This window comes from Rhizobium sp. BIGb0125 (genome assembly GCF_024810055.1).
Classification (GTDB): domain Bacteria; phylum Pseudomonadota; class Alphaproteobacteria; order Rhizobiales; family Rhizobiaceae; genus Agrobacterium.
Map to the genome: position 1 here is coordinate 494797 of NZ_JANUDV010000004.1, position 25284 is coordinate 520080.

The following is a 25284-nucleotide window of genomic DNA, read 5'->3' on the forward strand; positions in this document are numbered from 1 at the left end:
GAGATCGCCATTTTTGTTGTGACAATAGAAACGTTTAGCTCCCGATGCCACCCAGGCAGATATATTTTAGCTCCATGTAGTCATCCATGCCGTATTTCGAACCTTCGCGGCCGGTGCCGGATTGTTTAATGCCACCAAACGGTGCGACTTCGGTGGATACCAGCCCGGTGTTGACGCCGACGATGCCGTATTCAAGTGCTTCCGCCACCTTGAAGACACGCGACAGATCACGAGCATAAAAATAGGCGGCTAACCCGAATATTGTGTCATTGGCCATCTCGATGACTTCGTCGACATCGCTAAACCGGAAAACCGGAGCGAGCGGTCCGAATGTTTCTTCGCGTGCAACAGCCATGCCCTGATGAACGTCGCGCAGGACGGTTGGTTGGAAGAAACACCCACCACGCTCATCGGGTTTGCCGCCCACAACCAGTGTGGCGCCTTTTGAGAGGGCGTCGGCTATATGCTCCTCGACTTTGGCCACAGCTGCCTTGTCGATCAGCGGGCCGAGTTTGATGTCTTCTTGCAGGCCGTCGCCGATTTTCAGATTTGCCACGGCTTTCGCTAATTTCTCGACAAATGTGTCGTAGATGCTGTCATGGGCATAGATGCGGTTGGTGCATACACAGGTTTGCCCGGCATTGCGGAATTTCGAAAGGATTGCGCCTTCGACGGCCTCATCGATATCGGCATCCTCAAACACGATGAATGGCGCGTTGCCGCCAAGTTCAAGGCTCAGTTTCTTGATCTGGTCCGAGGCCTGACGCATCAGGATACGGCCAACTTCTGTAGATCCGGTGAAGCTCAGTTTCCTGACCTTTTCATTTTCGCAGAATTCGGCGCCGATTGCTGAACTTGAGGCGGAGGTCAGTACAGAAAATACGCCGGTCGGGACGCCGGCACGCTCTCCGAGGACCGCCAGTGCCAATGCTGACAGTGGTGTCTGTTTTGCCGGCTTGGAGATGAATGTGCATCCTGCCGCCAGCGCAGGAGCAGCCTTTCTGGCAATCATGGCGATCGGGAAATTCCACGGGGTTATCGAGCCAACCACGCCAACCGGTTGTTTGATGACCATGATCCGTTTGTCGCCGGCGTGGCCCGGGATAATGTCGCCATAAGCACGTTTTGCTTCCTCGGCAAACCATTCGACATAGGCCGCGCCGTAGGCAATTTCGCCGCGCGCCTCAGCCAACGGTTTGCCCATTTCCGTGGTGAGGATGATCGCCAGGTCTTCCTGATTGGCCATTATCAGTTCAAACCAGTTGCGCAGTATCTTGGAGCGCTCACCGGCGGTCAGGGCTGCCCATTTCTTCTGGGCAACATATGCCGCGTCGATTGCTCGGGCGGTCTCTGTGCGACCCATGTCGGGCACTGTGGCAATTTCCTTGCCCGTTGCGGGATTATCGACAGCCAGTGTGCGACCGCTGTCAGCTATTGCCCACTGGCCAGCGATGAACGCCTTGTCTGCAAGCAGGCTCGGATCAGTGAGCCGGGAACGAAGATCATGTGTCACGGGATAAGGTTTCCTGTTGTTATGCAAAGTCGAGCATGACCTTGATGGCCTGCTGTCGATCACGGGCGAAGGCGAAAGCGTCGTCAGCGCGGTCAAATTTGAAGGTGCGGGAAATGATTGGCCGCACATCGATGGTGCGGTCTGAGATCAGCCGGACAGCCAGATCAAATTCGCTGTCGAAACGAAATGATCCCCGGAAGGTGATTTCCTTGGTGATGACAGGATTAAAGGCTGTGGTTATCTCGTCAGGCAAAAGCCCTACCTGAATAATCGTGCCGCCGGGCTTGGTGACGCCAATGGCTGTCTGCATTGCAGCCTGATTGCCAGAGCATTCAAATACCACATCGAACTGCCCCCGATCGCGGTATTCTTCTTCCATCATACCGGGCATTGTGACGTTCCAAGTCTTTTCTGCCCCCAATTGCGCTGCAAGACGAAGCGGCATGTCGGCAACATCGGTCGCAGAGATTGCAGCTGCTCCGGCGTGTCTTGCAGCAAGGAATGTCAGTGCGCCGATTGGCCCGAAACCGGTGACAAGAACGCGTTTGCCCCGCAGATCCGGTGCCTGCGATACCGCATGCAGGCATACGGCCAATGGTTCTGCGCAGGCTGCTTCATCAAGCCCTGCAAGTGTCCCGACCGGCACGGCCTGCGCCGCCCGAACCACTACATATTCGCGGAAACCGCCATCAATATGTGGGTTGCGCATGGCGCTGCCCATGAAGCGCATATCGGAGCAGTGCCGTGGCGTGCCCGACGCGCAGTAGCTGCATTTTCCACAAGCGAGCGATGGATTGACCGCAACTGCTGTACCGACGCTTTTTCCAGAAACATCCACGCCAAGGCGTTCAACAACGCCCGAAAGTTCGTGTCCGGGCACCATCGGTGCCTTCATGCGCACTGTCCCGAAGCCGCCATGATGGTAATAATGCATGTCCGAGCCGCAGATTCCCCCCTTATGAATGCGGACCAGCACCTCTCCGTCGCTTGGAACGGGCATATCTCGATCCTCGATCACTAGATGATGTGGTGCGTGTAATACAACTGCCTTCATTGCTCCTCCCAAAGACTTTTGCGTTGACGACAATCAAATATCATGCATGATACGTGATGACAATGCGAGGGAGGCGCTGATGGAGATTAACGGGAGAACGCAAGTTCTCATTCATATTGCGTATCCGTCTGCGCATTTGCGGACTCCGCAGCTGTTTAATGCCCGCTGCACGGAGCGTGGGCTGGATGCGGTGCTGGTGCCGTGGCAGGTCCACCCTGACAATCTCGTCGCCGTGATGAATGCGCTGCGCATCAGCGAAAGTGTGCCCGGTGCGATTATCACAATCCCTCACAAGGAGACCGTTGCTGCGTTGTGCGACAGGCTTGAAGGCCCTGCCGCATTGCTTGGTGTTGCCAATGTCGTTCGCAAGGATGCTGACGGAGCCTTGGTCGGTCGTATACTCGATGGTGAGGGTTTTACGGGCGGTCTATCGCGTCTGGGGCGTAACCCAGCTGGCAAGAAAGCGCTTTTGGTGGGCGCGGGCGGTGTTTCTGTTGCCATAGCCGATGCGCTTCTGGCGGCCGGTGTCCGCGAGTTGGTTATCAGCAACCGTACCGAAGCCCGTGCGCAAGCGTTGGTGGACCGTTTGCGGGCACTGTATCCGGCAACACCTGTCAGTGTTGGCAAGGCCGATGGAACCGGTTTCGATCTGGTGGTCAATGGCACGGCTCTTGGCATGCATGATAATGATCCGCTGCCGCTTGATCCCGATACGCTGGAGCGTGGCAGCATCGTTGCCGAAGTCATCATGTCGCCACCCGTTACGCGACTTCTGGAGGAAGCGCACCTGCGCGGTGCGATGGTCCACGAGGGCGTTCATATGCTGACCGGCCAGATAGATCCTTTCATTGATTTCGTTGTCCGGCAGGTCCCGGATGAACATATTTTGAATATCCGGAGAGAAAACGCATGATTATTTTTGGAGCACCACGCCGCTATATTCAGGGGCCAGGCGTTCTTGCAGCCATCGGCAAGGAACTTGCGGGATTTGGAACATCCGCGATCCTTCTGGCCGATGATAATGTCAACGCAATTGTTGGCCCAACCATCACCCGCAGTGCGCAGGAGGCAGGCGTTAGTGTGACAGGTCTGCGTTTTGGCGGCGAAATCACCTATGCCGAGATTGAGCGACTGGTGAAGGAAGTGTCCGATGCAAAACATGACGTGGTGATTGCTGCAGGTGGTGGCAAAACCATCGATACCGGCAAGCTGGTGGCAAGGGCGCTGAAGGCCGCTTTCATTTCGGTTCCGACGGTTGCCTCAAATGATTCTCCCACCAGTCATATCGCGGTTGTCTACGACAGCGACCACAAGCTGGTTGGCGTGGAACAGAACCGTGCTAACCCTGATCTTGTGCTTGTCGATACAGCTATTATCGCCAAGGCACCGCTGAAATTGCTGTCCGCAGGCGTTGGTGATGCGCTGGTCAAACGTTTCGAGGTTGAGCAGTGCATCGGAGCAAAGGGCAATAACGTGTTTGGTGCGGCATCACCGCGCTCTGCTCTAGCGCTCGCTCATGCATGTTATGATACTGTGCGTGAACACACCACCGCCGCTTATGCCGCGCTTGAGCGCGGCGAACCGGACGAACATCTCGAGGCACTGGTTGAAGCCTGCGTTCTGATGAGCGGTCTGGCCTTTGAAAGTGGCGGACTTTCCGTGTCTCACGGCATGACGCGTGGACTGTCAGCAGTGCCCGGTATCGCCAACGCACTTCATGGTCATCAGGTCGCTTACGGCCTGCTGGTGCAGCTTGTGCTTGAGGACCGCGATGATAACTTCATGGCCGATATGTACGATTTCTATCGTGACGCCAAACTGCCGCTGAAACTGGCGGATCTCGGTCTGGACGAGCGGTCGAATTCGGTTGTCGAAACCATCGCCACCGTGTCTGCCGAGGCCGCGCATATGAAGAAATTTGTAAAGCCGATTTCGGCTGACGATATCGCCCGCGCTATTACCATCATCGAGGCCGCTTGATCATGACCACAGGGACTGAACTTTTCTCGTTGAAAGGCCGCATTGCATTGGTAACCGGTGCTGGTCGCGGCATTGGTTTTTCCTTTGCCAAAGGACTTGCCTCGGCAGGTGCGCACGTCGTTATCAACGATATCAATGCCGATAACGCCAACGCTGCGGTCGAGAGCTTGAAGGCCAGCGGCTGGAGTGCCGAAGCCGTCACCTTTGATGTGACTGACACGCCAGCGGTTGCCGCCGCTGTCGACGGTATTGTTGAGCGCAATGGCAGGCTCGACATATTGATGAACAATGCCGGTATTCTTATTCGCAAGCCGGTTGAAAGCCATGACATGGATGACTGGAACAAGGTCATTTCCATCAATCTCAGTTCGCTCTACGGCGTGGCGCGTGAATGCATTCGCCACATGCGCAAGCAGAAATACGGGCGTATCATCAACACAGCGTCGGTCATGGCCATCAGTTCGCGCCCCGGCGTCATATCCTATGTTGCGGCCAAGCACGGGGTGGTTGGCATCACACGTGGTCTGGCAGCGGAGCTTGGTTCCTGCGGCATCACGGTCAATGCGATCGGTCCCGGTTATATTTTGACTGACATGAACAAGAAGGTGCTGGGGACGGGAACTTTTGAGCAGCAGGTCATCGACCGCACGCCTCTGGCACGCTGGGCCGAGCCAGATGAGTTAATGGGTTCGGCAATCTTCCTGGCGTCCGAAGCGGCAAGTTTTGTGACAGGCCACGTCTTGATGGTGGATGGCGGCATGACAGCCAATGCATTCCTCACCGAAAGCGCTGATCTGGGCGTGGCAAGCTGATGACGACAATTGCAAAACTCGAAGCGAGGTCTGTCTGCATCCCGCTTCAAAAACCGGTTCAACTCGGTCCTGTTACCATCGCACAACGGGATTATGTCGTTGTGAAGCTGGTGCTTTCCGACGGGTCGGAAGGTTACGCTTATGGCTATGATCGTGGTCTGCCGCTCTTTGATCTGGTGGCCAAGGCGGCCCGGCATTATCCGGGCGAAAAGGCGGCCGATCGAAACCGGTTGCGTAAACTTGCACTGGGACCAACGCCTGCACCGCGTGCGGCCATGGTCAGAGGAATGAGCCTTTGTGACATTGCGCTTTGGGATGCCTGGTGCGTGTCGGTTGGCCAACCGCTTTCTACTGTTTTGGGCGCCGTTCGGGACAAGGTGCCTGTCATGCCGGTAATCGGTTACGGCATGACGCCGGAACGGGCTGCCACGGAAGGCGCAAATCTCGCTGCCCGCGGGTTCAAGACCATCAAATGCATGATTGACGGGCTAAATTTCGAGGCTGACAAGGCTGTCATGGAGGCTCTTGCTGCGTCACTGCCAACAGGTGTCAAATTTGGGATTGATGCGCATTGGTCGTGGACCAGCATTGATCAGGCGCTTCCCTGGTGCAGGCTGGCGGAAAAGCTTGGTGCCGCTTTTGTTGAAGACCCATTCGCACCAACGCAGGTGCATGCCATCGCCTCATTGTCCTCGCGGCTCGACATTCCGCTGGCGGTGGGCGAGGACGTCATCGATCTCCCGGGCTTTCGTGATCTTGCCAATGCTGGCGGTATTCTCCGGGTCGATGCCTCGGTCAGTGGCGGCATTACCGGTGCAGTAGAGGCAATTGCGGTGGCTCGCGCCTTTGACAGGCCCGTCATTCCGCATGTTTTTGCAGCGCTTCACGCTGAGATGGCATTGGCTTTTGATGCGGTTCGCTGTGTCGAAATGATCATGCCGGAGGTCGGGGCCGATCCGATCGACCAGTTTTTCTTGTCACCTCCGGTCATCGAAGGCGGAAACATCATTGCCACTGGACGCAAAGGTGCGGGTCTCGCACTCGATTGGGACCGGGTGGCGCCCTACACAACCCGTCAGGAAATTTTTTCGAAATGACAGATCAGGCCTATCTGGAAAAATGGGGACAATCCAGCCTCGACCATACCGGCTGGATTACACCCGATATTGAGCGCTCGGTTGCCTTCTGGACCAATGTGATGGGATTTGAGGCGAAACCGATTGGCGAACGACGTCAGCCATGGATTTCATGCTTCATGGGTGTGCCAAATGCGCAGGTGAAGCTCGTGCATCTCTATGGCCATGGAGGCCATATCGAGTTCATCCAGTTTGAAGAACAGGACACGCCATCCATGCCGCGTGGCAGCCAGCCGGGTGCCGCACATATCTGCCTGCGCATAAAAAATGTCGAGGCGCTGCGCGATGACATTCTCCGGAATGGCGGATCTGAGCAAGGCGAACTGACCGAGATTACCGAGGGAATAGCGGCCGGTTTGCGGGGGTTATACATGCGTGATCCACATGGCGTGCTTATCGAACTGGTCGAGCTACCCAGGTCATAGAGAAGTATGTTAGATCATATATGATTTGTTTCGTTGCCTGAAAGGATGCCGGATTGGCCCAGAAACCTATTTCGCGGGAAAACCTGTCGACACAGCTTTATGGCAATTTGCGCAATGCACTTATGGACGGCCAGTATGCACCGGGCCAACGCCTGACGATCTCAGGCGTGGCCGAAGAATATGGCACGAGCATAACCCCGGTACGCGAAGCGATTTTCCGTCTGGTCAGCGAGCGGGCCCTGGAAATGCGCGCTGCCACATCTGTGCAGGTTCCTGATCTTTCCCCGCAGAGTTTGCGGGAGGTGCAACGTATTCGCGTCGAGCTTGAAGGTGTTGCAGCAGCACGTGCAGCAGAATTGGCCACCAAGGCAGATATCAAGGCGCTGAAAGCCATCAACGCTGAATTTATCAAGGCCGCTGCGACAAGCCCTGAGCGAGCAAGTGTTTTGAACCGCGATTTTCACTTTGCAATCCTGCGTCTTGCGCAATTGCCGATCCTCGAAAGCATCTGTGAAAATATGTGGGTCCTGATGGGCCCGTTCCTTCGTACCTTCCACGACCGGATGCCGGTACGTCAGCTTTCGGGTGACAATCACAAACATTATGACCTGATTGCTGCGCTGGAAGCCGGAGACGCACAGGCAAGCCGTGCCGCCATGCAGGAAGATATCCTGTGGGGCGAGGAAATGGTCCGGACCCTCGAAGCCGAGCGCAAGACAGCCGTCTGAGCAATCCTGGATTTCTGATTTTATAACCGCCGATGACCTCATCGGCGGACACTTTTTCACGCCCGGAGAAACCGCATGAAACTTCTATATGCAGTGCCTTCACCCTATTCCCGCAAGGTTAGGGTGGTTGCGCACGAACTCGATGTGCCGCTTGAATTGGTTGCCGTCAATGCCATGTCTGACGATGTCACGCTTGCTGCCGTCAATCCGATGAACCGTGTTCCGGCCCTGCTGCTGGACGACGGAAAGGCATTTTTTGACAGCCCGCTGATCAGCGAATATCTCGATGTAACCTATGGTCCAAAGCTATTTCCGTTTGAGAGCGGTGCGCGCTGGCAGGCGCTGCTGCAACAGGCCCTGGGTGACGGGATCATGGACGCGGCAGTCCCCCGCCGCCATGAAACATTGCGTCCTGTAGAACAGCAATCGCCTGAGCGTCTCCGGCTCTACAGGCGCACGATTGACCAGACACTGGCGCATCTGGAGCAAAACATTGGTGAACTGTCCCGCTTCCATATTGGGGCGATCTCGATTGCCTGTGCGCTGACATATCTGGATTTCCGTTTTTCCGAGGATGCTTGGCGAGTTCGTCACCCCGCACTCGCGTCATGGTTGGATGCTGTCTCCGCCAAACCGTCGATGCAGGCCACTTTGTTTGAATAACACGCGTTTGCAGGCTGTTGGCGGACTTGACGCTGAAAGAATATGATGCATGATATATGACTGAGGCCGAGGAGGAGTGAGCGGTGCTGGAGGAGCAGCCAGCCGCACACGGACCACAGGTCGGGATCGTCTTAACCGTGCCGGGGAGGCACGACACGTCCATCTGGAGGAAAATATATGCTGAAATTCACCCGTAGAGTTTTTGCGGCGAGCGTTGCTGCCAGCCTTGCTATGTCCTGTGCGCTGCCTGCTTTCGCGCAATCGCCGACATTGCTGCGCATGAACATGGTGGTGTCCAATCAGGACAAAACCTACCCGCTTTGGCAGGAGTTTGCCAAGGAGCTGGAAGCTGCGTCCAATGGCACACTCAAGGTCGAAATCTTCCCGTCGGAAGCTTTGGGCAAGACGGTCGACATGATCGACACCATCTCGCGTGGTGCGCCGGTACTGCAGGATTCCGATCCGAGCCACCTGTCCAACTATGTGCCTGACTTCTCGACTTTCATGGCCCCGTATCTTGTGAAGAAGCCTGAGGATATCGAGAAGCTGTGGAACTCTGACACGGTCAAGGACATGGAAGCGAAGCTTTCCGAAAAGGGGCTACGTGTTGTTACGCTTGTTTATTTCGGCACACGCCATCTGCTTTCCAACCGTGAGGTAAAGGCTCGTCCCGATACGGCTGGCATGAAGATCCGTAATGCCCCAACCAAGATGTGGAACGAAGTGTCCAAGACCCTTGGTGGAAACCCGACCAACACCGCATGGTCTGAAGCTTACAGCGCCCTTGAGCAGGGTGTGGCGGATGGCGTGGAAGCGCCGCTATCGTTGCTTTATTCATCGAAGCTCTATGAAACCCGTCCCAATATATCTTTGACCGGTCACGTTGTTGCCACCACCTCAATCCTGATGAGCCAGAAGGTGTATGACAGCCTGCCTGATGACGCCAAGAAAGCTCTCGATACCGTGGGTCGTGCTGAATCGGCCAAGCGTATCCCGAAAATCCAAGCGCTTGAAACCGAGTTCCGCAAGACGCTTGAAGACAAGGGCATTCGCTTCAATGACGTGGACAAATCGTCCTTCTTTGAAGCTGCTGCGAAGGTTCCGGATGCCTTTCCTGAGTGGACGCCTGGCGTCTACGACAAGATGAACGGCATCATCAAGTAAGTTCCCATCTCCTCCACGCACTCATCGTGATGTCCGGTTCTGCCGGACATCGTTTATCTATGGAGTAAAGATCATGCATGTGATGAACCGGTTAGCTGGGCTCGTCTCAAAATTCGAGGTGACGGTATCTATGGTGGCATTTGCCACCATGGTGCTGGTTATTTCGGCCAATGTCATCATTCGTTTTACGACGGGTAACTCATTGGTTTTCACTGAAGAAATTGCCTATATCGCTTTCGGCTATTCCGTCTTTTTTGGATTGTCACTGCTGTTTCGAATGCGTGCGATGATCGCGGTGGATCTGGTCGTTGATATGTTCGCGCCCGGCCCGAAGCATATTGCGCATATCATCAGCTACATCATCATGGTCGTGATCTGTGGGTATTTCTTTTATCTGGCTGCAACGCTTGCGATGTCCGGATGGATTCGTCGTACAGCGTTTCTTGAAATTCCCTATTTCTGGATCAATCTCGCGCCGGCCATCTCGTTTGGTCTGATGACATTTTACAGCATCCGCTTTCTGGTGATGCTCCTCAGAGGGCAGGAACTGCCATCTGTTGATCTGGAAGAGCAGATGTAACTGTCATGTGCTGCGACCTTCTTCATCCCGTTATTACTTGCTCCATTGGGAGCGTCTGGGGGCTCACATGGGCTTGACTTCCTACCTGCCGCTTTTCGTCCTTTTTGCGCTGTTTCTTTTGCGTGTTCCTGTTGCTTTGTCACTGATGGGTGCGGCGGCTTTCTACTTCGTGTTCATCAACACTTTGCTGCCGACCGACACGATGGTCACCAATCTGATGGCCAATACGGAGGCGTTTTCCTATCTGGCAATTCCGCTGTTCACCTGTGCGGGCGTCATTTTCAACTATTCAGGAATTACAGATAAAATCCTGAAGCTGTCGAACGTGCTGGTTGGCCATTACACTGGCGGAATGGCGCAGGTGAATGTGTTGGTGAACATGCTGCTGGGCGGGCCTTCGGGTTCTGCCAATGCTGACGCGGCCATGACCACCAAGATGATCGTGCCTGAAATGACCCGACTTGGGTACGACAAGGGTTTTTCCACTGTGGTAACCGCCGCCTCATCCTGTATCGCGCCAATCATCCCGCCCGGTATCATCTTGATCCTTTATGCGCTTGTGGCTGATGTCTCGATTACGCGGATTTTCTTTGCCGGCTATTTGCCGGGGCTGCTGATCTATGTAGCGATTGCTATTACCGTTGCGATCATTTCGAAAAAGCGCAACTACAAGCCTAGCCGAGAAGGCAGGGCCTCATGGGGCGAGATCGGCCGTCAGGCGCTGGATTCCAGTTGGGCCCTATTTCTGCCGATCGTTATCCTTGGTGGCTTGCGTTATGGCCTGTTTACCCCAACCGAGGCTGGCGCGATTTGCGTGATCTATGCGGCGCTTGTCGGTGCCTTGGTTTATCGCCAGCTGAAATGGTCGCACATTCCTCTCATTCTAATGGAGTCTACACTGGCGACTGCGGGCGTGATGTTCCTGATCTGCGCGGCGACTGTGTTCTCGGCCTACCTGACGTGGGAAGGCATTCCCGCCATGGTAGCCACAGCCCTGACGACGAATATCTCCGATCCGCTGATCATGCTGCTTGTCATCAACCTCATTCTGCTCGCCGTTGGCGCGTTCTTTGAGGGCGGTTCTGCGATGATCTTGATGGCACCGCTTTTTGTGCCGGTGGTCTTGGGCATGGGCATCGACCCGGTACACTTCGGCATCATCATGTCGATCAACCTGACGATTGCCGGCTTTACTCCGCCGGTTGGTACAATGATGTTCATCACCATATCAATCGCTAAGGTGAAGATCGGCCACTACATCCGCGAAAGCTGGCCATTCCTGTTTGCGTTGCTCGCAGTGCTATTCCTGGTGACCTACATCCCCTGGATTTCGCTGATCGTACCAAGGCTGTTCCTCTAAAAACGAAAACAGGGCCCGAAAGGGCCCTGTTGTTATTTCGATGTCGGGAAAGGCCTGTTGTAACGCCGGCTAACCGACCATCAACAGCCGTGCGGGTTGCAAGGAAACCACTTCATGGGGTGTGCCTGCCGGATTGATGGGGGCGGGAGGTATCACAAGTGGCAATTGGCCGTCGGGTTTGAGAATACCGGCCATTTCCGCCAAGACTATAAGGTTAAATCGCAATTCGAGCTGAATGAGCTTCCAGGTGTGAGCGGAAATCAATGCAGGGTGATGGAGGCTGGCACCTTCTGTCGGCGTATCTCAGACTGCCTGACGATGCGGGCTCTTAAGCTAAATGGCAATGGTGCCAGGATCATGCCGGCATTGTGTAAGGCCATTGCAAAGGTCTCGGCAGACGCCGCCACCCTGATCCGATCGCTTTCGGCGCAGAGCTGTTTCAGGCAGGCACGGAATATTTGCTCATCCCAATGCTGAATCCCAGCGATAATTCCGAGCACCAAAACTTCGTCCGGACTGATAAACCGTGAACCTGGCGGGTAGGCGGCAATTGGGCTAGCTCGAAAAGTTTTTAGTGCGGCGACAAGTCGTTCAAGAGCTACGGCAGCTTCCGCGCCCGCAGGTTCGCCAAGATTGTCGTGATAAAGACGCAGTACTGATGGTGAAGTCAGTTTGGCGCGACTATCTGCCAATCCGGCCAGGAATCGATAACCCTCGATGACCAGTTGTTCGGCCCGGCGGTTGAGATAATCCTCGTTTGTGGTTGCGGCGCCAACCGTCATCTGTGCCAAGGCAACTCTCCTGAATGAATGATCTGGGCCGACGGCCCAGTCATGATGTCATGGCCAGTTATGATTTCAGGGTATGTGCCGCAGCCATTCGTCGGTCGAGAATTTCTCGGCTGCCAGCTTTTCGGCCGCTGCGTATTCATCCGCAGAAACGCCACCGGCAATTCCGCCATTGAGGGATCGGAAGGTTTCCTTCATCCGCTCGATGATCTCTTCGCGTGGTAAGCCGGTCTGGCTGCGCAGGGGATCAACGCGTTTGTTTGCGCTGGTTGTGCCCTTGTCGCTCAGCTTTTCCCTGCCAATGCGCAACACCTGCACCATTTTGTCGGCATCCATGTTGTAGGCCATGGTGACATGGTGGAGAACGGCACCCGACGTGAAGCGCTTCTGTGCAGCGCCACCGATCTTGCCCTTGGAACTGGAGATGTCGTTGAGCGGTTTATAAAAGGCATCAATTCCCAGGGAGTTCAGAGCTTTCAAAACCCAGTCATCAAGGAAGGCATAGGAGTCTGCAAAACTCATGTCGCCAACGAGTTCGGCTGGTGCATAAAGTGAATAGGTCACGGTCGTGCCGGGCTCGACGAACATTGCCCCACCACCCGTGATACGACGTACGGTCTCAACGCCGAATTGGGTCGCAGCCTCCATGTCCACTTCATTACGAAGTGACTGGAAACCGCCAATAATGATGGCCGGACGTTCCCATTCCCAAAAGCGCAGGCAAGGGGCGCGGCGGCCTTCGCCCACTTCCTTTGCCAGAACTTCATCAAGGGCAAGATGCATGGCCGGACGAAGCGCAGGGGTCTCGATGATCTGCCATTCATAATCCCGCCAAGTGCCAGTGACGCCGAGCGCCCGGCGCACAGCGATTGCGACGGCCTCAGGGCTGAAGCCGATCATTTCAGCGCCAGGGCGCAGGCCGGCTCTGATCGCGGCAACAATGTCTTCAACGGTCGAGATAACCGGTAGCCCTTCCAGTGAGGTGCGGATATCGTCCAGAGCCTCGGCCGGCTCGAGGAAAAAGTCGCCGTGCACCTGCACGTTCGTCAGACGGTCGTTGATATTATCAAGATCCACGACCACAAGCTTACCGCCCTGCACCTTGTATTCACCATGCATGCTAGTGTTCCAATCCAGAAGGCCTATGCCTTGTCATTTCAATCAGGGGAAAGAGACCAGATTTCCATATAGTGAGCGCAGCTTTGCCTTTACAGCATCCGAGCCGCGATAGATGTCGATGAAGTTGCGCAGGTTTGCGTCGTCCTTCATGTCAGGACGCGTGACAAACTGGAACGCATAAATCGGGTCGTTCTCGAAGATCAGGCCAGATGCCGGGTCAAGACCTGCCAGTTTGGCAAATGTCGGATAGGTGGCAGCGGCATCGACCTCATCCAGCGCGCGGGCAATCTGCGGGCCATCAAGCTGCACGATGTTGAGCGGTTTGTGCCAGACGACAACGTCTTCCAATGTCGCGCGGTGACCAACATCGGGCTTCAGTTCAATCAGGCCCGCACGCTGCAGCAACAACAGGGAACGGGCGGTATTGACGGGGTCCCCGGAGAAAACCACGCGGGCATTGTCAGGCAATTCTTCAAGCGTTTTGTATCTTTTGGAATAGAGTCCGAAGGGCGTGCTGAATGCCGGGGCGACCGGAACCAGATTGTGCCCGGTATTTGCGTTGGTGAATTCCAGAAACGGAATATGCTGGAACAGGTTTGCATCGACTTCGCGATCGGCAACCGCCGTGTTGGGGGTGTTCCAGTCGTTGAACTCGATGATCTCGATCTTCAAGCCCTTGGCTTCGGCCTCTTTCGCTGCAATCTCAACAGCTTCATTTGAAATACTCGTCGCCAAGGCAATGCGCAGCGCTTTTTGTTCCTGGGCGATGGCGCTTGGAGCGGCAGACATGCTGGCCAGCAATGTCGCGATGATACCGACAACAATCCTGCGAGACATCCTGGTTCGCGCTGAAACATCTCTCAAACGGCGTTGGACGAACATAACGAATACTTTCAATTTGGAGCGTGTGCGGTGCGCATGCTCTACCTGATCCTGCTTGGCCTACATAACATGATATTTTCGTCAAGAATGTAATTCAACTTTGAGAGGCGGACGATACCTTTGGTCGCATGTGCTCCATTGCTGTTTGATATGGAGGTGCGGTGAGCAGACTTCAAACCGTCAGGGGGCGTTCGCAGAAAAGCAACAAGGTGGACGCAAATTGATGCTGTTCGAGACCCGGCTAATCTTCTAACGATGATCGCAAAACAATCAGAGGGAATTACATGAGCAAGCCGTTTTACTGGAATGAATTGAACACCTACGATTTTGCTCATTTATCGCCCAAAAAAACCATAGCCATCCTGCCGCTCGCCTCGACTGAGCAGCATGGGCCACATCTGCCTGTTGCAACGGATGTCGCCATTGCCAATGGTATGCTCGACGAGTTGAAGACACAGCGCCCTGACGACCTCGACATACTCGTGCTGCCGACACAGGAGATCGGCAAGGCGAATGAGCATGTCTACGGTCCGGGGTCATTGTCTTTCGGTCCCGAAATTCTTATCCCAGCCTGGACTGCCATCGGAACCAAAGTTGCGGAAGCCGGTATCCGCAAACTCGTGATGGTCAACTCCCATGGCGGTAATGCGGACATCATGAGCATTGTTGGCCGGGAGCTGCGGGTGCGCCACCAGATGGCGGTTATCTGCACTCATTGGGGCCGCTTCGGTCACCCGGATGGTTTGATCAGTGAGCATGAGAGACAATTCGGCATTCATGGCGGCGAAGTGGAAACGTCGCTGATGCTGCATTTCCGGCCTGAGCTCGTGCGTATGGAAAATGCGCAGAACTTCGTGTCGAAGGCTGAAAGCCGCTCGAAATTCATGCAACCAGCGCCGCCGCATGTACTGTCCTGGCTTGCCCATGACCTGAACCCACATGGCGTGGTTGGTGACGCGACCAAGGGTAGTGCAGAAAAGGGCGAGATAATCTGCCGCCATCAGGTGGCGGGTTTCGTCGAACTGCTGCGCGAATTCGAAGGATTTTCGCTGGATGAATTGTATTCCCGCTGAGAACAGCGGGACTTTTCCCTTAAAATATCTTTGCGGCGGTAATCTCGACTTCGACCTTGAATTCCGGACGCGTAAAGCCTCCCACCACGATCAAGGTCGAGGTGGGTTTGCGATCCAGAGTGAAGCGATCGCGCACGGCCATATAGGCTGGAAAATCTTCCCGGCGTGTCACGAAACCGGAAATGCGGATAACATCCGCAAAACTCATGCCCGCCTCCTCGAGAATTGCACCTATTGCCTTGAAGCACAGTTCTGCCTGTTCGCTGACTTCGCGTGGAATGACATCATCCAGACCGATGCCGAGCTGCCCGGAGGTGACCAGCAGGCTGGCGCCCGGAGGCACCAGCAGACCGTGATTATAGGCTCCGAACGGTTTGGGAACCGCAGGCGGATTGAAAACCTGTTGCATGATGTGGGCTTCCTTTTCGCCGTTACCGTTTAGCGGGCATAGAGTTTGTCCAGTCGGACAAGGCGACCAACCAGGATCAGGGCCATCACTGTGAACACAATCAGCACTGCGGAGATTGCATGGGCTGTCGGTTCAAGACTGAAGGTTGATTCTGCGTAGATACGAACCGGCAGGGTTGTCAGGCGTGCCGTGGTCAGGAAGCTGGTGACCGTTACTTCACCAAAGCTCAGCAGGAAGCCGACGAGACTTGCTGCAAACAGACCCGGGGCAAGGCCTGGCAGTGTGATCAGGAAAAACATCCTGAAAGGGTCGGCGCCCAGACTTGCGGCCGCTTCCTCCTGCGAACGATCAAGCTGCATGACCGAGGTGGTGAGCAGGGTGATGGCAAACGGCAGGATGACGATGACGTGGATTGCCACAAGTCCGAGGAACGGCGGCACGATCAGATAGATTTGCAGCAGTTTCAGCATGCCGACACCAATTGCCACATGCGGCAAAGACAGTGGCAGCATCCAGAATGTCATCAGGACGGAGCGCCCCTTGAACGGAAAGCGGGCTAGGGCAAATGCTGCCGGAAGCGCCAGTGCAATGGCAACCAGCACCGAGACCGTGGCGAGCTGAACTGAAACCCAGAAAGCGTCCGCATAGGCACCGTTGAACAGAACTGCGTAATACCACTTGAGTGTGAAGCCCTTGAAACCGGCGGCCGTTGCCTGTGGCACATCGTTGAAGCTCTGGATGCATACGAGCACCAGTGGCAAGAGAAGCAGGCCAAGCGATGCCACCAGCAAAAGGCGGGCGATCACGAAACCGACGGTATCTGCCAGCCTGACAACGATATTCGGCAGGAATACCGGGTTGCTGGCGCGCTCGTTCAGCCATGGCATCAGACGTTTCATGCCGATGCCGCATAGCGCTGCAAACGCCAGGCTGGTGATGGTCATGATGACGGCAAGCGCCGAGGCAAGTGGGGCGTTGAGGTTCTTGATCGCCTCCTGCATGACCAGCATGCCTGTCGTCCAGACCTTCTTGCCGCCAAGCAGGGTGGCGGACACATAGGCTGTACTGGCCATCAGGAAGACGATGACAAGGCCGGAACGCAGGCCGGGCAGCGACAGGGGGAGGTCGACCGTCAGAAAACGCATCGCAGGCGATGCGCCAAGGCTTTCGGCAGCCTCATGCACACGCGGTGAGGTGTTCTGCATGCTGTCGTAAAGCGCAAGAACCATGAAGGGCAGGAAGACCTGCGCCAGAGCAACCGCCACAGCGCCATGGTTGAACAGCATGTTGGCGGCCTTGGGAATACCAACGAGGCCAGTCACCGAATTGATCAATCCGTCCGGCGCAAGCAGCAGAATGATGCCGAGCGAACGGACGACCACGTTGGTCAACAGCGGAATGAGAATGATGGCAAAGGCCGCGGCCCGGTATTTCACCGGAATGCGCGCCAGCCAGTAGGCGAGTGGATAACCCAGCAGGGCCGTCAGCAAGGTGACGCCAAGGCCGAGTGCAATGGTTTCACCCACAACGCGGAAATAGAAACTGTCGGTGACGATACCAATATACTGCGCCAGCGACGGCGCAGTGATCAGTGGTCCAAACGGATCAGGGTATTCGTGCAGCGACAGCAGGAAGATCGCGGCCATGGGGGCCGCGAAACACAGGAGTAGCCAAAAAGTGACCGGTGCTGAAAGGGCCGGTCCTATCCACCGTGTCATCCGGCGATCTCCCGGTCATAACGGGACTGCCACTTGGCGCGGTTGGCGTTGATGAAGTCCCAATCAAAATCAACCAGCTGCGAAACCTGCTCATCACCAACGATCAGCTTGCTCTTCAGATCGTCAGGAATGGTGATGTTGTTGACGGTCGGGGAGTAATAGATTTCGCGGGCATAGGCCAGCATGCATGGCTCGGACAGGTGCAGGTTGACCCACTCTTCTGCCAGCTTTTGGTTCTTGGTACCTTCGGTGATGCAGGCAACGTTCATTGCCAGTGCCTGACCTTCAGTTGGAGACGCGATCTCGATGTTCGGATTGCGGGTTTCCGCGTAAGAGCGGGTGAAGCTGCCGAACTCGACGGAGAGATCGCAGATGCCCTGATCGAACATTTCAAACAGCTGTGCCTGACTTGCCTGAATGGCGGCAAAAGGCTTCAATTCCTTGACCTTTTCGACCACCAGATCGAAGTCCTTTTCAGTGCCGCCCCATGCACGGGCTGTCATCATCAATGCAGAAATGCCTTCCGCGCCGAGGCCGTCCGGCCAAGCAATACGACCCTTCCATTCCGGGTTCCAGAGATCCTTCCAGGACGTGATCGGCTTGGATGCCTTGCGCTTGTCGTAAACGATCGTGCAAGGGTTGAAGGCAACGCCATAACCTCCCTTGCGGGCGCTCGGGTAAAGCGCTTCGAAATTGGCAACGTTCGCGGTCGGTTCCTGTGTGACGCCATCTTTTACGGCTTGGCGGCTCTCATAGATGTTGAGGTAAAGGACGTCGAAGCTCGGGCGGCCGCGCTCGGCATAGGCGCGTGCGCGACGGTCACCAGTACCACCAAGCACGTAGCTGATCTTGCAGCCGTATTTTTCGACAAGCGGCTTTTCAACATATTCTTTGACGATCTTTTCCTGGGCGCCGCCCCAAATGCCGACAACCAGTTCGTCGCCTTTTTTGATTTCGGCGTAGGCCGGGCGGATGATGTGAAATGGAGCTGCGAGGCCAACGCCAGCACCTGCGCCAAGTACGAGCCTGTTGAAATTGCGACGCGATAGGGTCATTGCAAATACTCCTGTCCGGTTCAGATGTTGGGTGGGGTCAGATAAAGGTAGCGCCGCCGGGCTGGGCCTGAAGGCTGCATGGTGCGCCAAGCGGTGGTGGCGGCAAATCCGAGGGAACGATCACCCGGATCGTACCGGCTGCAGACTGAATGTCCGCTTCCCAGGTGTCTCCGAGATAAGCTGCGTTGATGAGTGTGCCGGGCAGGGTCAGCGGACCGGCTTCGTCAGTAATTCTAAGCCGTGAGGCGCGCAGTACCAGTCGGGTTGCGCCATCTGGCGCGCCGGTGCAGGACAGGCCGGGTGCGCGGAAAACGCCATTTTCGCTGCGGCCTTCGATAACGGTCCGGGCACCGAGGAAGGATGCCGTAAAGGCAGAGCGTGGATTGTCGCAAAGCTGCTCCGGTTTGCCGATTTCTTCCATGATGCCCTTGCTCATGACGGCCACACGGTCCGACATGGCCAGTGCTTCCTGCTGGTCGTGGGTGACAAAGACGGTGGTGATGCCAAGGCGCTGCTGAAGCGAGCGGATTTCGCTGCGCATATCGGCGCGCAGATGGGCATCAAGGTTGGAAAGTGGTTCGTCGAGGAGCAGAACATCAGGCTCGATGACGAGCGCACGTGCAAGCGCCACACGCTGTTGCTGGCCGCCGGACATCTGCGTTGGATATCGATCCTTGTAGGGGCCGAGGCCCACAGTCTCAAGGGCTGCCGCCGCCCGTTCACGACACTTTGCCTTGTCGACCTGTCGCATACGCAGGCCAAAGCCGACATTATCCAATGCTGTCAGATGCGGAAACAGCGCATAGGACTGGAAGACCACGCCGATATTGCGGGCGTGCACCGGCTTTCTGGTGATGTCCTCATCGTTGAGAATGACCCGTCCCATGGTCGGTTTGACAAAGCCTGCAATCATGCGCAGCGTCGTAGTTTTGCCGCAGCCAGAGGGGCCGAGAAGCGAAAGAAGTTCGCCTTTCGGCACTTCAATCGTCAGACCGTCGACGGCCGTCTGGTCGCCGTAGCTCGCTGTTACGTTGTCCAGGGTGAGATAATGTTTATTTGACAACGTCATATCCTCGGGGCTGTAAATTCATGCGGGCTGTATCGCAGTGATGATGAAATCGGCTGCAAAATGCTCAATATTTGAGCTTCAATAATTACTGCTTATCATATGAGCATTAAGGTATTGAGTGAACTCCACGGACGCCGATATGCGGTATAGATGAAACGCTATATCGACGCTCAGATCGGCAGCTGATTGAGGGAAGGGCGTACCGGCGACAGGGTCGGCTCGTGCAGGCTGAATTCAAATTCCTTCGCGACATCCCGGATGATACGGCGCAGCCATTTGTGGGCAATGCTGGTGTGGTTACGCTCGTGCCAAAGCAGGTAAAGATGCATGCGGTCGAACTCTGACGGCGCATCAATGACCTGCAGGTGCTGGTCAGGTGTGTTGGCGGCCATATGTTCGGCATAGGCGCGCGCCGTGGTGAAGATAAGATCGGTGCCGCCGACGATAGGCGGGATCATCGCATATTCGGGCACGGACATGGCAATGTTGCGTTTCAGCCCGAGCTGCGCCAACCGCCCGTCGATCGGGCTGAACCCGGCACTGGAACTTGCTGTCGGTGAAATGTGGCTAGCGGCGAGATAGGCATCGAGTGATATCGCGTCCCCTGCAGCCAAGGGGTGATCGCGATGGGCAATGCAGGCAATGTCGCATTGAAACAAGGCGGTAGACTTCAGGCTTGGCTGCGGTGCAGGCCAATTGCCGATGACCACATCGACACGGCCCGCACCAAGTTCTTCGGGAAGGTCAGGATTATCACCCGGCGGAAAGAAGTCGAGTGTGACATTGGGAGCATTGTGATGAATGCGCTTGGCTATTTCCGGGACGAGAAACACCCCAAAACAGTTGAGCACAGCAATGCGAATATTCTGGCTGGATAGACGCGGATCGAAATGGTCTTGACCGTTTAAGGCATCAGACAGGCCAAGCAGCACACTGCCGATCAGCGTCTTGATCTCTTCGCCTCTTTCGGTCAGCACAAGCCGTTGTCCGGCTCGCACGAGCAGCGGATCGGCAAAGATTTCGCGCGCTTTCTTCAGGCAGGCGCTGACCGTGGGCTGGCTGTGCCCGAGCAGCACCGCCACTCTTGAGACATTGCGCTCGGTAAGCAGGAGGTAGGTGGTGCGGAGCAGCCGCACATCTATCGAGGGATTAATATTCGCAAACATGGTCATTCCCGGTCGTCTGGTTCAGGAAATGCAAGGGTCATGCCATTAGAGAGCCGCACCATCAGATCTTGGATCGGTAGCAGCTTCGCAAAGCCCGTTAGGATGCAGGACAACGGCTCCGGCATGGCCGCAAAGATCGGAAAACGGCGCGATCATCTCAATGTCGTGTCCCGCCGTTTTGAGCTTTTCGACAAGTGCCGTATCAAAGCGGCTTTCCAGTTTCAAATTGGTGCTGCTGGCGCCCCATGTGCGGCCGAGCAGCCAGCGCGGTGCGGTGATTGCTTCCTGAAGCGGCATGCCAAAACGGGCATGGCGGGTAAAAATTGCAGCTTGCGTCTGCGGTTGGCCCTCACCGCCCATGGTGCCATAGGCCATCACGCGGCCGTCGGCGAGCTTCGCGAGGGCCGGATTGAGCGTATGGAACGGCCGTTTGCCGGGCTGCAGCTGGTTTGGACCTTCGGCAAGCGAAAAACCGGCGCCACGGTTCTGGAAAAACACACCGGTCTCGGGGCAAGTAAGTCCAGAGCCGAACTCCCAATACACACTCTGGATAAAACTGACGACATTGCCGTATCGGTCGGCTGCCCCCATCCAGATCGTATCGCCCTCTGCTGGTTTGTACGGCCATTGCAGTGCCCGGTTCATGTCGATCCTGGCGGCGAGATTATCGAGCGCTTTAGCCTCAAGCCATGTCTGGGCGTCGGCAGTCATTGTGGCCGGATCACCAAGGTCACGATTGCGTTTGATGAAGGCCTGTTTTGTTGCCTCGATCAGCCCGTGAATGTGGTCGTAACCTTCGCCAGTTTCGATTTGCAGCCGATCAAAGAGACCGAGGATCATCAGGGAGGCGACACCCTGGGTAGGCGCGACCATGTTGTGGAGCGTGCCCTCACGCGTCGTGACGCTGAGCGGTGTAACTTCACGCGGTGCATAGTGCCTGAAATCCTCAACCCGCAACGGACTGCCGTTGCGCTCAAGAAAGGCTGCATGGCTTTGAGCGAGATCGCCGTCATAATAGGAGCGCAGGCCTTTGCGCCCGAGCTCTTCCAGCGTATCGGCCAGTCGTGACTGTCGCAGACGCGCGCCAGCTGGCGGTATTTTTCCATCGATCAGATAGGTTTCGGCAAAACCCGCAACACCGGCAAGTTCGTGTAATTTGTCTAATGTGCAGATTGACTGGTTGGCGGTGACGGCAATTCCGTCGCGTGCTTTCGCGACGGCAGCTGAAACAAGTTCGGAGACAGAAAAACGCTTTGCGTTATCAACCATCGACAGCGCCATGTCCCATCCGCCGATGGTGCCGGGGACGGTCAGTGCGGCTTCGCCGTTGCGCGTAGGAATGGCGGCGACATGGCCACGGTCACGGTACCAGTCAACCGTCGCAAGACCGGCTGCCTGCCCACAGGCGGAAATGCCAGTGAGTGGTTTGCCCGGTCTGTGGATTAGCCAGAAGCCATCTCCGCCGATACCGTTCATGTGCGGATAGACAACGGCGATCATCGCTGCTGCGGCAACCATGGCTTCCATGGCGGTTCCACCTTCATCAAGAATACGGCGTCCGGCATAGGCAGCTTCGCGGTGCGGTGCGGTGAAAGTGCCGTTAAAGGCGAGCGCGGTTTGCAGCATGCTGATGTCCTGACACGTCAGAAGGATTGAAACGAGGCGGCGGCTTTGATGAGCAGCAGGTCGCTGCCCGGCCTACCGACCAGGGAAAGTCCAACGGGTGCGCCATCCACCGTTCCGAAGGGAATGCTGAGTTGCGGTAGACCCGCATGACCGGCGACCGACATCAGGCTCAGCGCTCGATTGCGATAGGGCTCAAGTTCTGACTGCGGTGTTGTCAGCAAAGGTGCAGGGCCGGGCGCCGTGGGATAGAGCAGGATTGTCCCTTCGGGTAAAAGTGCATCCAGCCGTGCACGAAGTCGCTCGCGGTAGGCGCTGGCGTCCTTGAATTCGGCTTCGGTAATTTTACTCGCCATGGCGAAACGTTCTTTGATGCCCGGTCCGAAGGCCGGTTGACGTTTGGTAATCCATTCCCCGAAATGCTGCCAGATCTCGTATCCCTGATGGAGACGAAATGCGCTTAAGGAAGCTTCCGCTCCACCGTCAGGCAGGATCGTATCAAGCCTGTAATCGAAGTCGGGGAGGGCAGAGCGGATATGTTCACGGGTTTCATCCATCGGTAAGGCCCAAAGGTCTTCGGGTGCCCAATAACGAATGTCTGTAGCGTCGGCTGATGTCTGGCAAAAGACCGAGATGATCCGTTCCATCAGATTGCGATCCCGGGTGAAGAACCCCGAAACGTCATAACTCGCGGCCAGCGGCACCATGCCCTCGGATGAAATCAGCCCATGGGTAGAGCGCCAGCCATAAAGGCCGCAAAAGGAGGCGGGAAGCCGAACAGATCCACCGGTGTCTGTTCCTAATCCAATGTCGGCAAGGTCAGCGGCCACCGCAGACGCTGAGCCGGAGGAAGAGCCGCCTGGTACGCGCGATGGTGCTGCCGTATTCAACGGCACGCCGTAACGTGCGTTCAAACCCATCAGGCTGTAGGCAAGTTCGTCCATATGGGTTTTGCCGATGATGGAGGCGCCGTTTTTCAGTAGCGTGTCGACAACGCCCGCATTTGCCGCTGCTGGTTTCTGTTCCTCCGCAAATTCCGGGTTTCCAGCTCCTGTGATCAGGCCCCTAATGTCGAAATTGTCCTTCGCAGCGACGCTCAAGCCGGAGAGCGGCTGGTCGTTGATTACCGGGCTCGCTTGAAGCGTGTGATCAAACCGTTGGATAAAGGCATCGGAGATATCGGGCATGGGGCAGTCCTAAATTACAGATCGAGGGTTAGTTGAGCGGTTTTGGCGCGGGACACACAAGGCATGATCCACTGGCCGGATGCGATCTCTTCGGGGGTGAGAAATGTGTCGCGATGTTCGGCCTCGCCTTCAAGCAGGGCCGTCATGCAGCTTCCGCAAAAACCCTGTTCGCAGGAGTGTTCGATGTCGTGGCCATTGGCCATCAACACGTCGAGTATGCTGCGATTGGTCGGCACATCGATTGTGGTTCCGCTACGCGCAAGAACCACACGAAAACTATCCGCATTCTCTGGAGCCGCCGCTCCGGAAAACCGTTCCTCATGGATTTCCGTCTCGGCCCAGAGGCGTGATGCCTGCGTGCGTACGTGATCCATGAAAGGGCCGGGGCCGCACATATAAAGATGGCTACCGCTGCCTCTTTGCGCGAAAATTCCATCCAGAACCGGTGCTAGTGCCGCGGTCTCCAGACCAAAATGAAAATGGACATGGTCTGCGAAAGCGCCGGATGAAAGCACTTCGAAAAAGGCGGCCTGTTCTTTCGACCGCGCAAAGTAATGCAGTTCAAACGGTTTGCCGGCGGTGAGGAAATGCATGGCCATGCTGTAAAGCGGTGTAATGCCAATACCGCCTGCCAATAGGATATGCCGCTCGGCTTTGCTTGATACGGAGAGAAGGCTTCGCGAAGCACCCATCTTCAATTTGGCGCCGATGTGCGCGACCTCATGAAACCATTGTGAACCACCCCGTGACTGAGGTTCTCGCTTGATGGCAATCCGGTAGAAGTTGGTTTCCGCCGGATCATTGCAAAGCGAATATTGCCGCACCAGACCGTCGGGCAGGTGGATATCGATATGTGCCCCTGCCGGAGAAGCTGCGAAAGGCTCACCATCGGTACTTTCCAGTCTGTAGGAGCGAATGCCGTCTGCCTCATCATCGATGGCGGTAATGACGATGTCACGCATCGAAACCTGCATCGGCCTTACTCCATCGCCTTGTTGAGCAGCGCGGATACGTCGCGGCAGTAACCAGCATATTCAGGGGAAAGGCGGTATTCGGCATCGCGTGGATAAGCCCGCTCGATGGGGATTTCGCCAATGATACGGCCGGGGCGGGCTGCCATGACCACGATGCGGCTTGAGAGAAACACGCTTTCATAAACACTGTGGGTGACGAACATCACTGTGGACGAGGTAGATGCCCAGATGCGCAACAGGTCGTTGGACAGGCGGTTGCGGGTAATTTCATCCAGCGCTGCAAAGGGCTCATCCATCAGCAGCAGTTTTGGTTTTGTGACCAATGCGCGGGCGATGGAAACACGCATTTTCATGCCGCCGGACAGCTCGCGCGGATAGGCATTCGCGAAGTTTTGCAGGCCAACCATTTCAATGACGGACAGCACGTCATCACGGGCGGCGTTTTTCGATTTTCCCGCCAGTTTCAGCGGCAGAAAAATATTGTCGAAAACCGTTGCCCAAGGCATGAGGTGCGGCTCCTGAAAAACGAAACCGATTTCCCCGCGTGCGTCGGTTACGTCGTCTCCCGGTCGGTCGACACGCCCTGCGGTGTGCTGGCCAAGGTCGGCAACAATGCGCAGTGCGGTAGACTTGCCACAGCCGCTTGGGCCGAGAAGGCTGACGAATTCGCCGGGCTGAACTTTCAAGTTAAGGTCGCGAAGAGCAACCGTGCCATTGCCATAAATCTTGTCGACGCCGCTGAGGCGCACGATTGGTTTTACCTGTGTCGAGGCAATGTCGAGCATAGCGGTGTTTCCTGCGTTCAT

The 25284-nt window shown here is 56.0% G+C and carries 25 protein-coding genes; 11 read left to right on the plus strand and 14 right to left on the minus strand.

Annotated elements, in window-relative coordinates; translation table 11 throughout:
• Nucleotides 1-34: 34 nt before the first annotated feature.
• Nucleotides 35-1513 carry an NAD-dependent succinate-semialdehyde dehydrogenase gene (locus M2418_RS13895; RefSeq protein WP_310503206.1) on the minus strand — a complete coding sequence of 493 codons (1479 nt, stop codon included), beginning with the start codon at nt 1511-1513 and terminating at the stop codon, nt 35-37.
• 19 nt (nt 1514-1532) lie between these two features.
• Entirely contained in the window at nt 1533-2567 is a 1035-nt protein-coding gene (locus M2418_RS13900) for an L-idonate 5-dehydrogenase (RefSeq protein WP_250985023.1), read from the minus strand.
• A gap of 79 nt (nt 2568-2646) precedes the next feature.
• Here M2418_RS13900 and M2418_RS13905 point away from each other — a divergent pair, with 79 nt between their 5' ends.
• The 10 genes from M2418_RS13905 (at nt 2647) to M2418_RS13950 (ending at nt 11415) form a co-directional block, all read left to right on the plus strand.
• Complete coding sequence (locus tag M2418_RS13905) at nt 2647-3480, plus strand: shikimate dehydrogenase (RefSeq protein WP_250985024.1); 834 nt, start codon at nt 2647-2649, stop codon at nt 3478-3480.
• Complete coding sequence (locus M2418_RS13910) at nt 3477-4547, plus strand: glycerol dehydrogenase (RefSeq protein ID WP_259147216.1); 1071 nt, start codon at nt 3477-3479, stop codon at nt 4545-4547. Before M2418_RS13905 ends, M2418_RS13910 begins: the two co-directional genes overlap by 4 nt.
• A 2-nt stretch (nt 4548-4549) precedes the next feature.
• The gene (locus M2418_RS13915; protein WP_250985026.1) at nt 4550-5359 is read left to right on the plus strand and encodes an SDR family NAD(P)-dependent oxidoreductase; all 810 of its coding nucleotides are present in this window, start codon (nt 4550-4552) and stop codon (nt 5357-5359) included.
• Nucleotides 5359-6456, plus strand: coding sequence for a mandelate racemase/muconate lactonizing enzyme family protein (locus tag M2418_RS13920; protein ID WP_259147218.1), 1098 nt, complete (start codon nt 5359-5361; stop codon nt 6454-6456). The genes M2418_RS13915 and M2418_RS13920 overlap by 1 nt, the downstream gene beginning before the upstream one ends.
• Entirely contained in the window at nt 6453-6920 is a 468-nt protein-coding gene (locus M2418_RS13925; RefSeq protein WP_259147220.1) for a VOC family protein, read from the plus strand. The genes M2418_RS13920 and M2418_RS13925 overlap by 4 nt, the downstream gene beginning before the upstream one ends.
• Before the next feature lie 53 nt (nt 6921-6973).
• On the plus strand, nt 6974-7648 hold the full coding sequence (locus tag M2418_RS13930) for a GntR family transcriptional regulator (RefSeq protein ID WP_250985029.1): 675 nt from the start codon (nt 6974-6976) through the stop codon (nt 7646-7648).
• A gap of 75 nt (nt 7649-7723) precedes the next feature.
• Nucleotides 7724-8311 (plus strand): glutathione S-transferase family protein, encoded by a 588-nt coding sequence (locus M2418_RS13935; protein ID WP_259147223.1) that lies wholly within the window; start codon nt 7724-7726, stop codon nt 8309-8311.
• A gap of 177 nt (nt 8312-8488) precedes the next feature.
• Nucleotides 8489-9475 (plus strand): TRAP transporter substrate-binding protein DctP, encoded by a 987-nt coding sequence (dctP, locus tag M2418_RS13940; RefSeq protein WP_259147225.1) that lies wholly within the window; start codon nt 8489-8491, stop codon nt 9473-9475.
• A 73-nt stretch (nt 9476-9548) separates the two neighbouring features.
• Nucleotides 9549-10055 (plus strand): TRAP transporter small permease, encoded by a 507-nt coding sequence (locus tag M2418_RS13945; RefSeq protein ID WP_250985032.1) that lies wholly within the window; start codon nt 9549-9551, stop codon nt 10053-10055.
• Nucleotides 10056-10122: 67 nt separating this feature from the next.
• Nucleotides 10123-11415, plus strand: coding sequence for a TRAP transporter large permease (locus tag M2418_RS13950; protein ID WP_210323934.1), 1293 nt, complete (start codon nt 10123-10125; stop codon nt 11413-11415).
• A gap of 260 nt (nt 11416-11675) precedes the next feature.
• Here M2418_RS13950 and M2418_RS13955 read toward each other — a convergent pair whose 3' ends face one another.
• The 3 genes from M2418_RS13955 to M2418_RS13965 form a co-directional block, all read right to left on the minus strand.
• Nucleotides 11676-12206 carry a hypothetical protein gene (locus M2418_RS13955; protein WP_259147228.1) on the minus strand — a complete coding sequence of 177 codons (531 nt, stop codon included), beginning with the start codon at nt 12204-12206 and terminating at the stop codon, nt 11676-11678.
• Nucleotides 12207-12272: 66 nt separating this feature from the next.
• A complete protein-coding gene (locus M2418_RS13960; protein WP_259147229.1) occupies nt 12273-13322 on the minus strand; it encodes a biotin/lipoate A/B protein ligase family protein in 1050 nt (349 codons plus the stop codon).
• 42 nt (nt 13323-13364) lie between these two features.
• Nucleotides 13365-14159, minus strand: coding sequence for a MetQ/NlpA family ABC transporter substrate-binding protein (locus tag M2418_RS13965; protein ID WP_250985035.1), 795 nt, complete (start codon nt 14157-14159; stop codon nt 13365-13367).
• 329 nt (nt 14160-14488) lie between these two features.
• Between M2418_RS13965 and M2418_RS13970 the strand changes: the two genes are divergently transcribed.
• Complete coding sequence (locus tag M2418_RS13970; RefSeq protein WP_250985036.1) at nt 14489-15277, plus strand: creatininase family protein; 789 nt, start codon at nt 14489-14491, stop codon at nt 15275-15277.
• Between the two features lie 19 nt (nt 15278-15296).
• On the opposite strand, the gene M2418_RS13975 is transcribed toward M2418_RS13970, so the two are convergent.
• From M2418_RS13975 to M2418_RS14015, 9 genes are all read right to left on the minus strand, one after another.
• Nucleotides 15297-15686 carry a RidA family protein gene (locus tag M2418_RS13975; RefSeq protein ID WP_250985037.1) on the minus strand — a complete coding sequence of 130 codons (390 nt, stop codon included), beginning with the start codon at nt 15684-15686 and terminating at the stop codon, nt 15297-15299.
• Between the two features lie 29 nt (nt 15687-15715).
• Nucleotides 15716-17404, minus strand: coding sequence for an ABC transporter permease subunit (locus M2418_RS13980; protein WP_259147232.1), 1689 nt, complete (start codon nt 17402-17404; stop codon nt 15716-15718).
• Nucleotides 17401-18459: a PotD/PotF family extracellular solute-binding protein gene (locus M2418_RS13985; protein WP_250985039.1), complete on the minus strand. Its 1059-nt coding sequence runs from the start codon at nt 18457-18459 to the stop codon at nt 17401-17403. The genes M2418_RS13980 and M2418_RS13985 overlap by 4 nt, the downstream gene beginning before the upstream one ends.
• Nucleotides 18460-18496: 37 nt before the next feature.
• Nucleotides 18497-19522 carry an ABC transporter ATP-binding protein gene (locus tag M2418_RS13990; RefSeq protein ID WP_250985040.1) on the minus strand — a complete coding sequence of 342 codons (1026 nt, stop codon included), beginning with the start codon at nt 19520-19522 and terminating at the stop codon, nt 18497-18499.
• 176 nt (nt 19523-19698) lie between these two features.
• On the minus strand, nt 19699-20694 hold the full coding sequence (locus M2418_RS13995) for a LysR family transcriptional regulator (protein ID WP_259147236.1): 996 nt from the start codon (nt 20692-20694) through the stop codon (nt 19699-19701).
• Nucleotides 20695-20739: 45 nt separating this feature from the next.
• Nucleotides 20740-22320: a gamma-glutamyltransferase family protein gene (locus M2418_RS14000; RefSeq protein ID WP_259147239.1), complete on the minus strand. Its 1581-nt coding sequence runs from the start codon at nt 22318-22320 to the stop codon at nt 20740-20742.
• Between the two features lie 17 nt (nt 22321-22337).
• Nucleotides 22338-23504: an amidase gene (locus tag M2418_RS14005; protein ID WP_259147241.1), complete on the minus strand. Its 1167-nt coding sequence runs from the start codon at nt 23502-23504 to the stop codon at nt 22338-22340.
• Between the two features lie 14 nt (nt 23505-23518).
• A complete protein-coding gene (locus M2418_RS14010) occupies nt 23519-24478 on the minus strand; it encodes a PDR/VanB family oxidoreductase (protein WP_259147243.1) in 960 nt (319 codons plus the stop codon).
• Nucleotides 24479-24483: 5 nt separating this feature from the next.
• On the minus strand, nt 24484-25284 hold the full coding sequence (locus M2418_RS14015) for an ABC transporter ATP-binding protein (protein WP_259147410.1): 801 nt from the start codon (nt 25282-25284) through the stop codon (nt 24484-24486).

Bases quoted from the DNA above. Each gene is read 5' to 3' on its own strand.
- M2418_RS13900 (WP_250985023.1), bottom strand. From the start codon at position 2,567: ATGAAGGCAGTTGTATTACACGCACCACATCATCTAGTGATCGAGGAT.
- M2418_RS13905 (WP_250985024.1), top strand. From the start codon at position 2,647: ATGGAGATTAACGGGAGAACGCAAGTTCTCATTCATATTGCGTATCCG.
- M2418_RS13910 (WP_259147216.1), top strand. From the start codon at position 3,477: ATGATTATTTTTGGAGCACCACGCCGCTATATTCAGGGGCCAGGCGTT.
- M2418_RS13915 (WP_250985026.1), top strand. From the start codon at position 4,550: ATGACCACAGGGACTGAACTTTTCTCGTTGAAAGGCCGCATTGCATTG.
- M2418_RS13920 (WP_259147218.1), top strand. From the start codon at position 5,359: ATGACGACAATTGCAAAACTCGAAGCGAGGTCTGTCTGCATCCCGCTT.
- M2418_RS13925 (WP_259147220.1), top strand. From the start codon at position 6,453: ATGACAGATCAGGCCTATCTGGAAAAATGGGGACAATCCAGCCTCGAC.
- M2418_RS13935 (WP_259147223.1), top strand. From the start codon at position 7,724: ATGAAACTTCTATATGCAGTGCCTTCACCCTATTCCCGCAAGGTTAGG.
- dctP (WP_259147225.1), top strand. From the start codon at position 8,489: ATGCTGAAATTCACCCGTAGAGTTTTTGCGGCGAGCGTTGCTGCCAGC.
- M2418_RS13945 (WP_250985032.1), top strand. From the start codon at position 9,549: ATGCATGTGATGAACCGGTTAGCTGGGCTCGTCTCAAAATTCGAGGTG.
- M2418_RS13950 (WP_210323934.1), top strand. From the start codon at position 10,123: ATGGGCTTGACTTCCTACCTGCCGCTTTTCGTCCTTTTTGCGCTGTTT.
- M2418_RS13960 (WP_259147229.1), bottom strand. From the start codon at position 13,322: ATGCATGGTGAATACAAGGTGCAGGGCGGTAAGCTTGTGGTCGTGGAT.
- M2418_RS13965 (WP_250985035.1), bottom strand. From the start codon at position 14,159: ATGTCTCGCAGGATTGTTGTCGGTATCATCGCGACATTGCTGGCCAGC.
- M2418_RS13970 (WP_250985036.1), top strand. From the start codon at position 14,489: ATGAGCAAGCCGTTTTACTGGAATGAATTGAACACCTACGATTTTGCT.
- M2418_RS13975 (WP_250985037.1), bottom strand. From the start codon at position 15,686: ATGCAACAGGTTTTCAATCCGCCTGCGGTTCCCAAACCGTTCGGAGCC.
- M2418_RS13980 (WP_259147232.1), bottom strand. From the start codon at position 17,404: ATGACACGGTGGATAGGACCGGCCCTTTCAGCACCGGTCACTTTTTGG.
- M2418_RS13985 (WP_250985039.1), bottom strand. From the start codon at position 18,459: ATGACCCTATCGCGTCGCAATTTCAACAGGCTCGTACTTGGCGCAGGT.
- M2418_RS13995 (WP_259147236.1), bottom strand. From the start codon at position 20,694: ATGTTTGCGAATATTAATCCCTCGATAGATGTGCGGCTGCTCCGCACC.
- M2418_RS14000 (WP_259147239.1), bottom strand. From the start codon at position 22,320: ATGCTGCAAACCGCGCTCGCCTTTAACGGCACTTTCACCGCACCGCAC.
- M2418_RS14005 (WP_259147241.1), bottom strand. From the start codon at position 23,504: ATGCCCGATATCTCCGATGCCTTTATCCAACGGTTTGATCACACGCTT.
- M2418_RS14010 (WP_259147243.1), bottom strand. From the start codon at position 24,478: ATGCAGGTTTCGATGCGTGACATCGTCATTACCGCCATCGATGATGAG.
- M2418_RS14015 (WP_259147410.1), bottom strand. From the start codon at position 25,284: ATGAACGCAGGAAACACCGCTATGCTCGACATTGCCTCGACACAGGTA.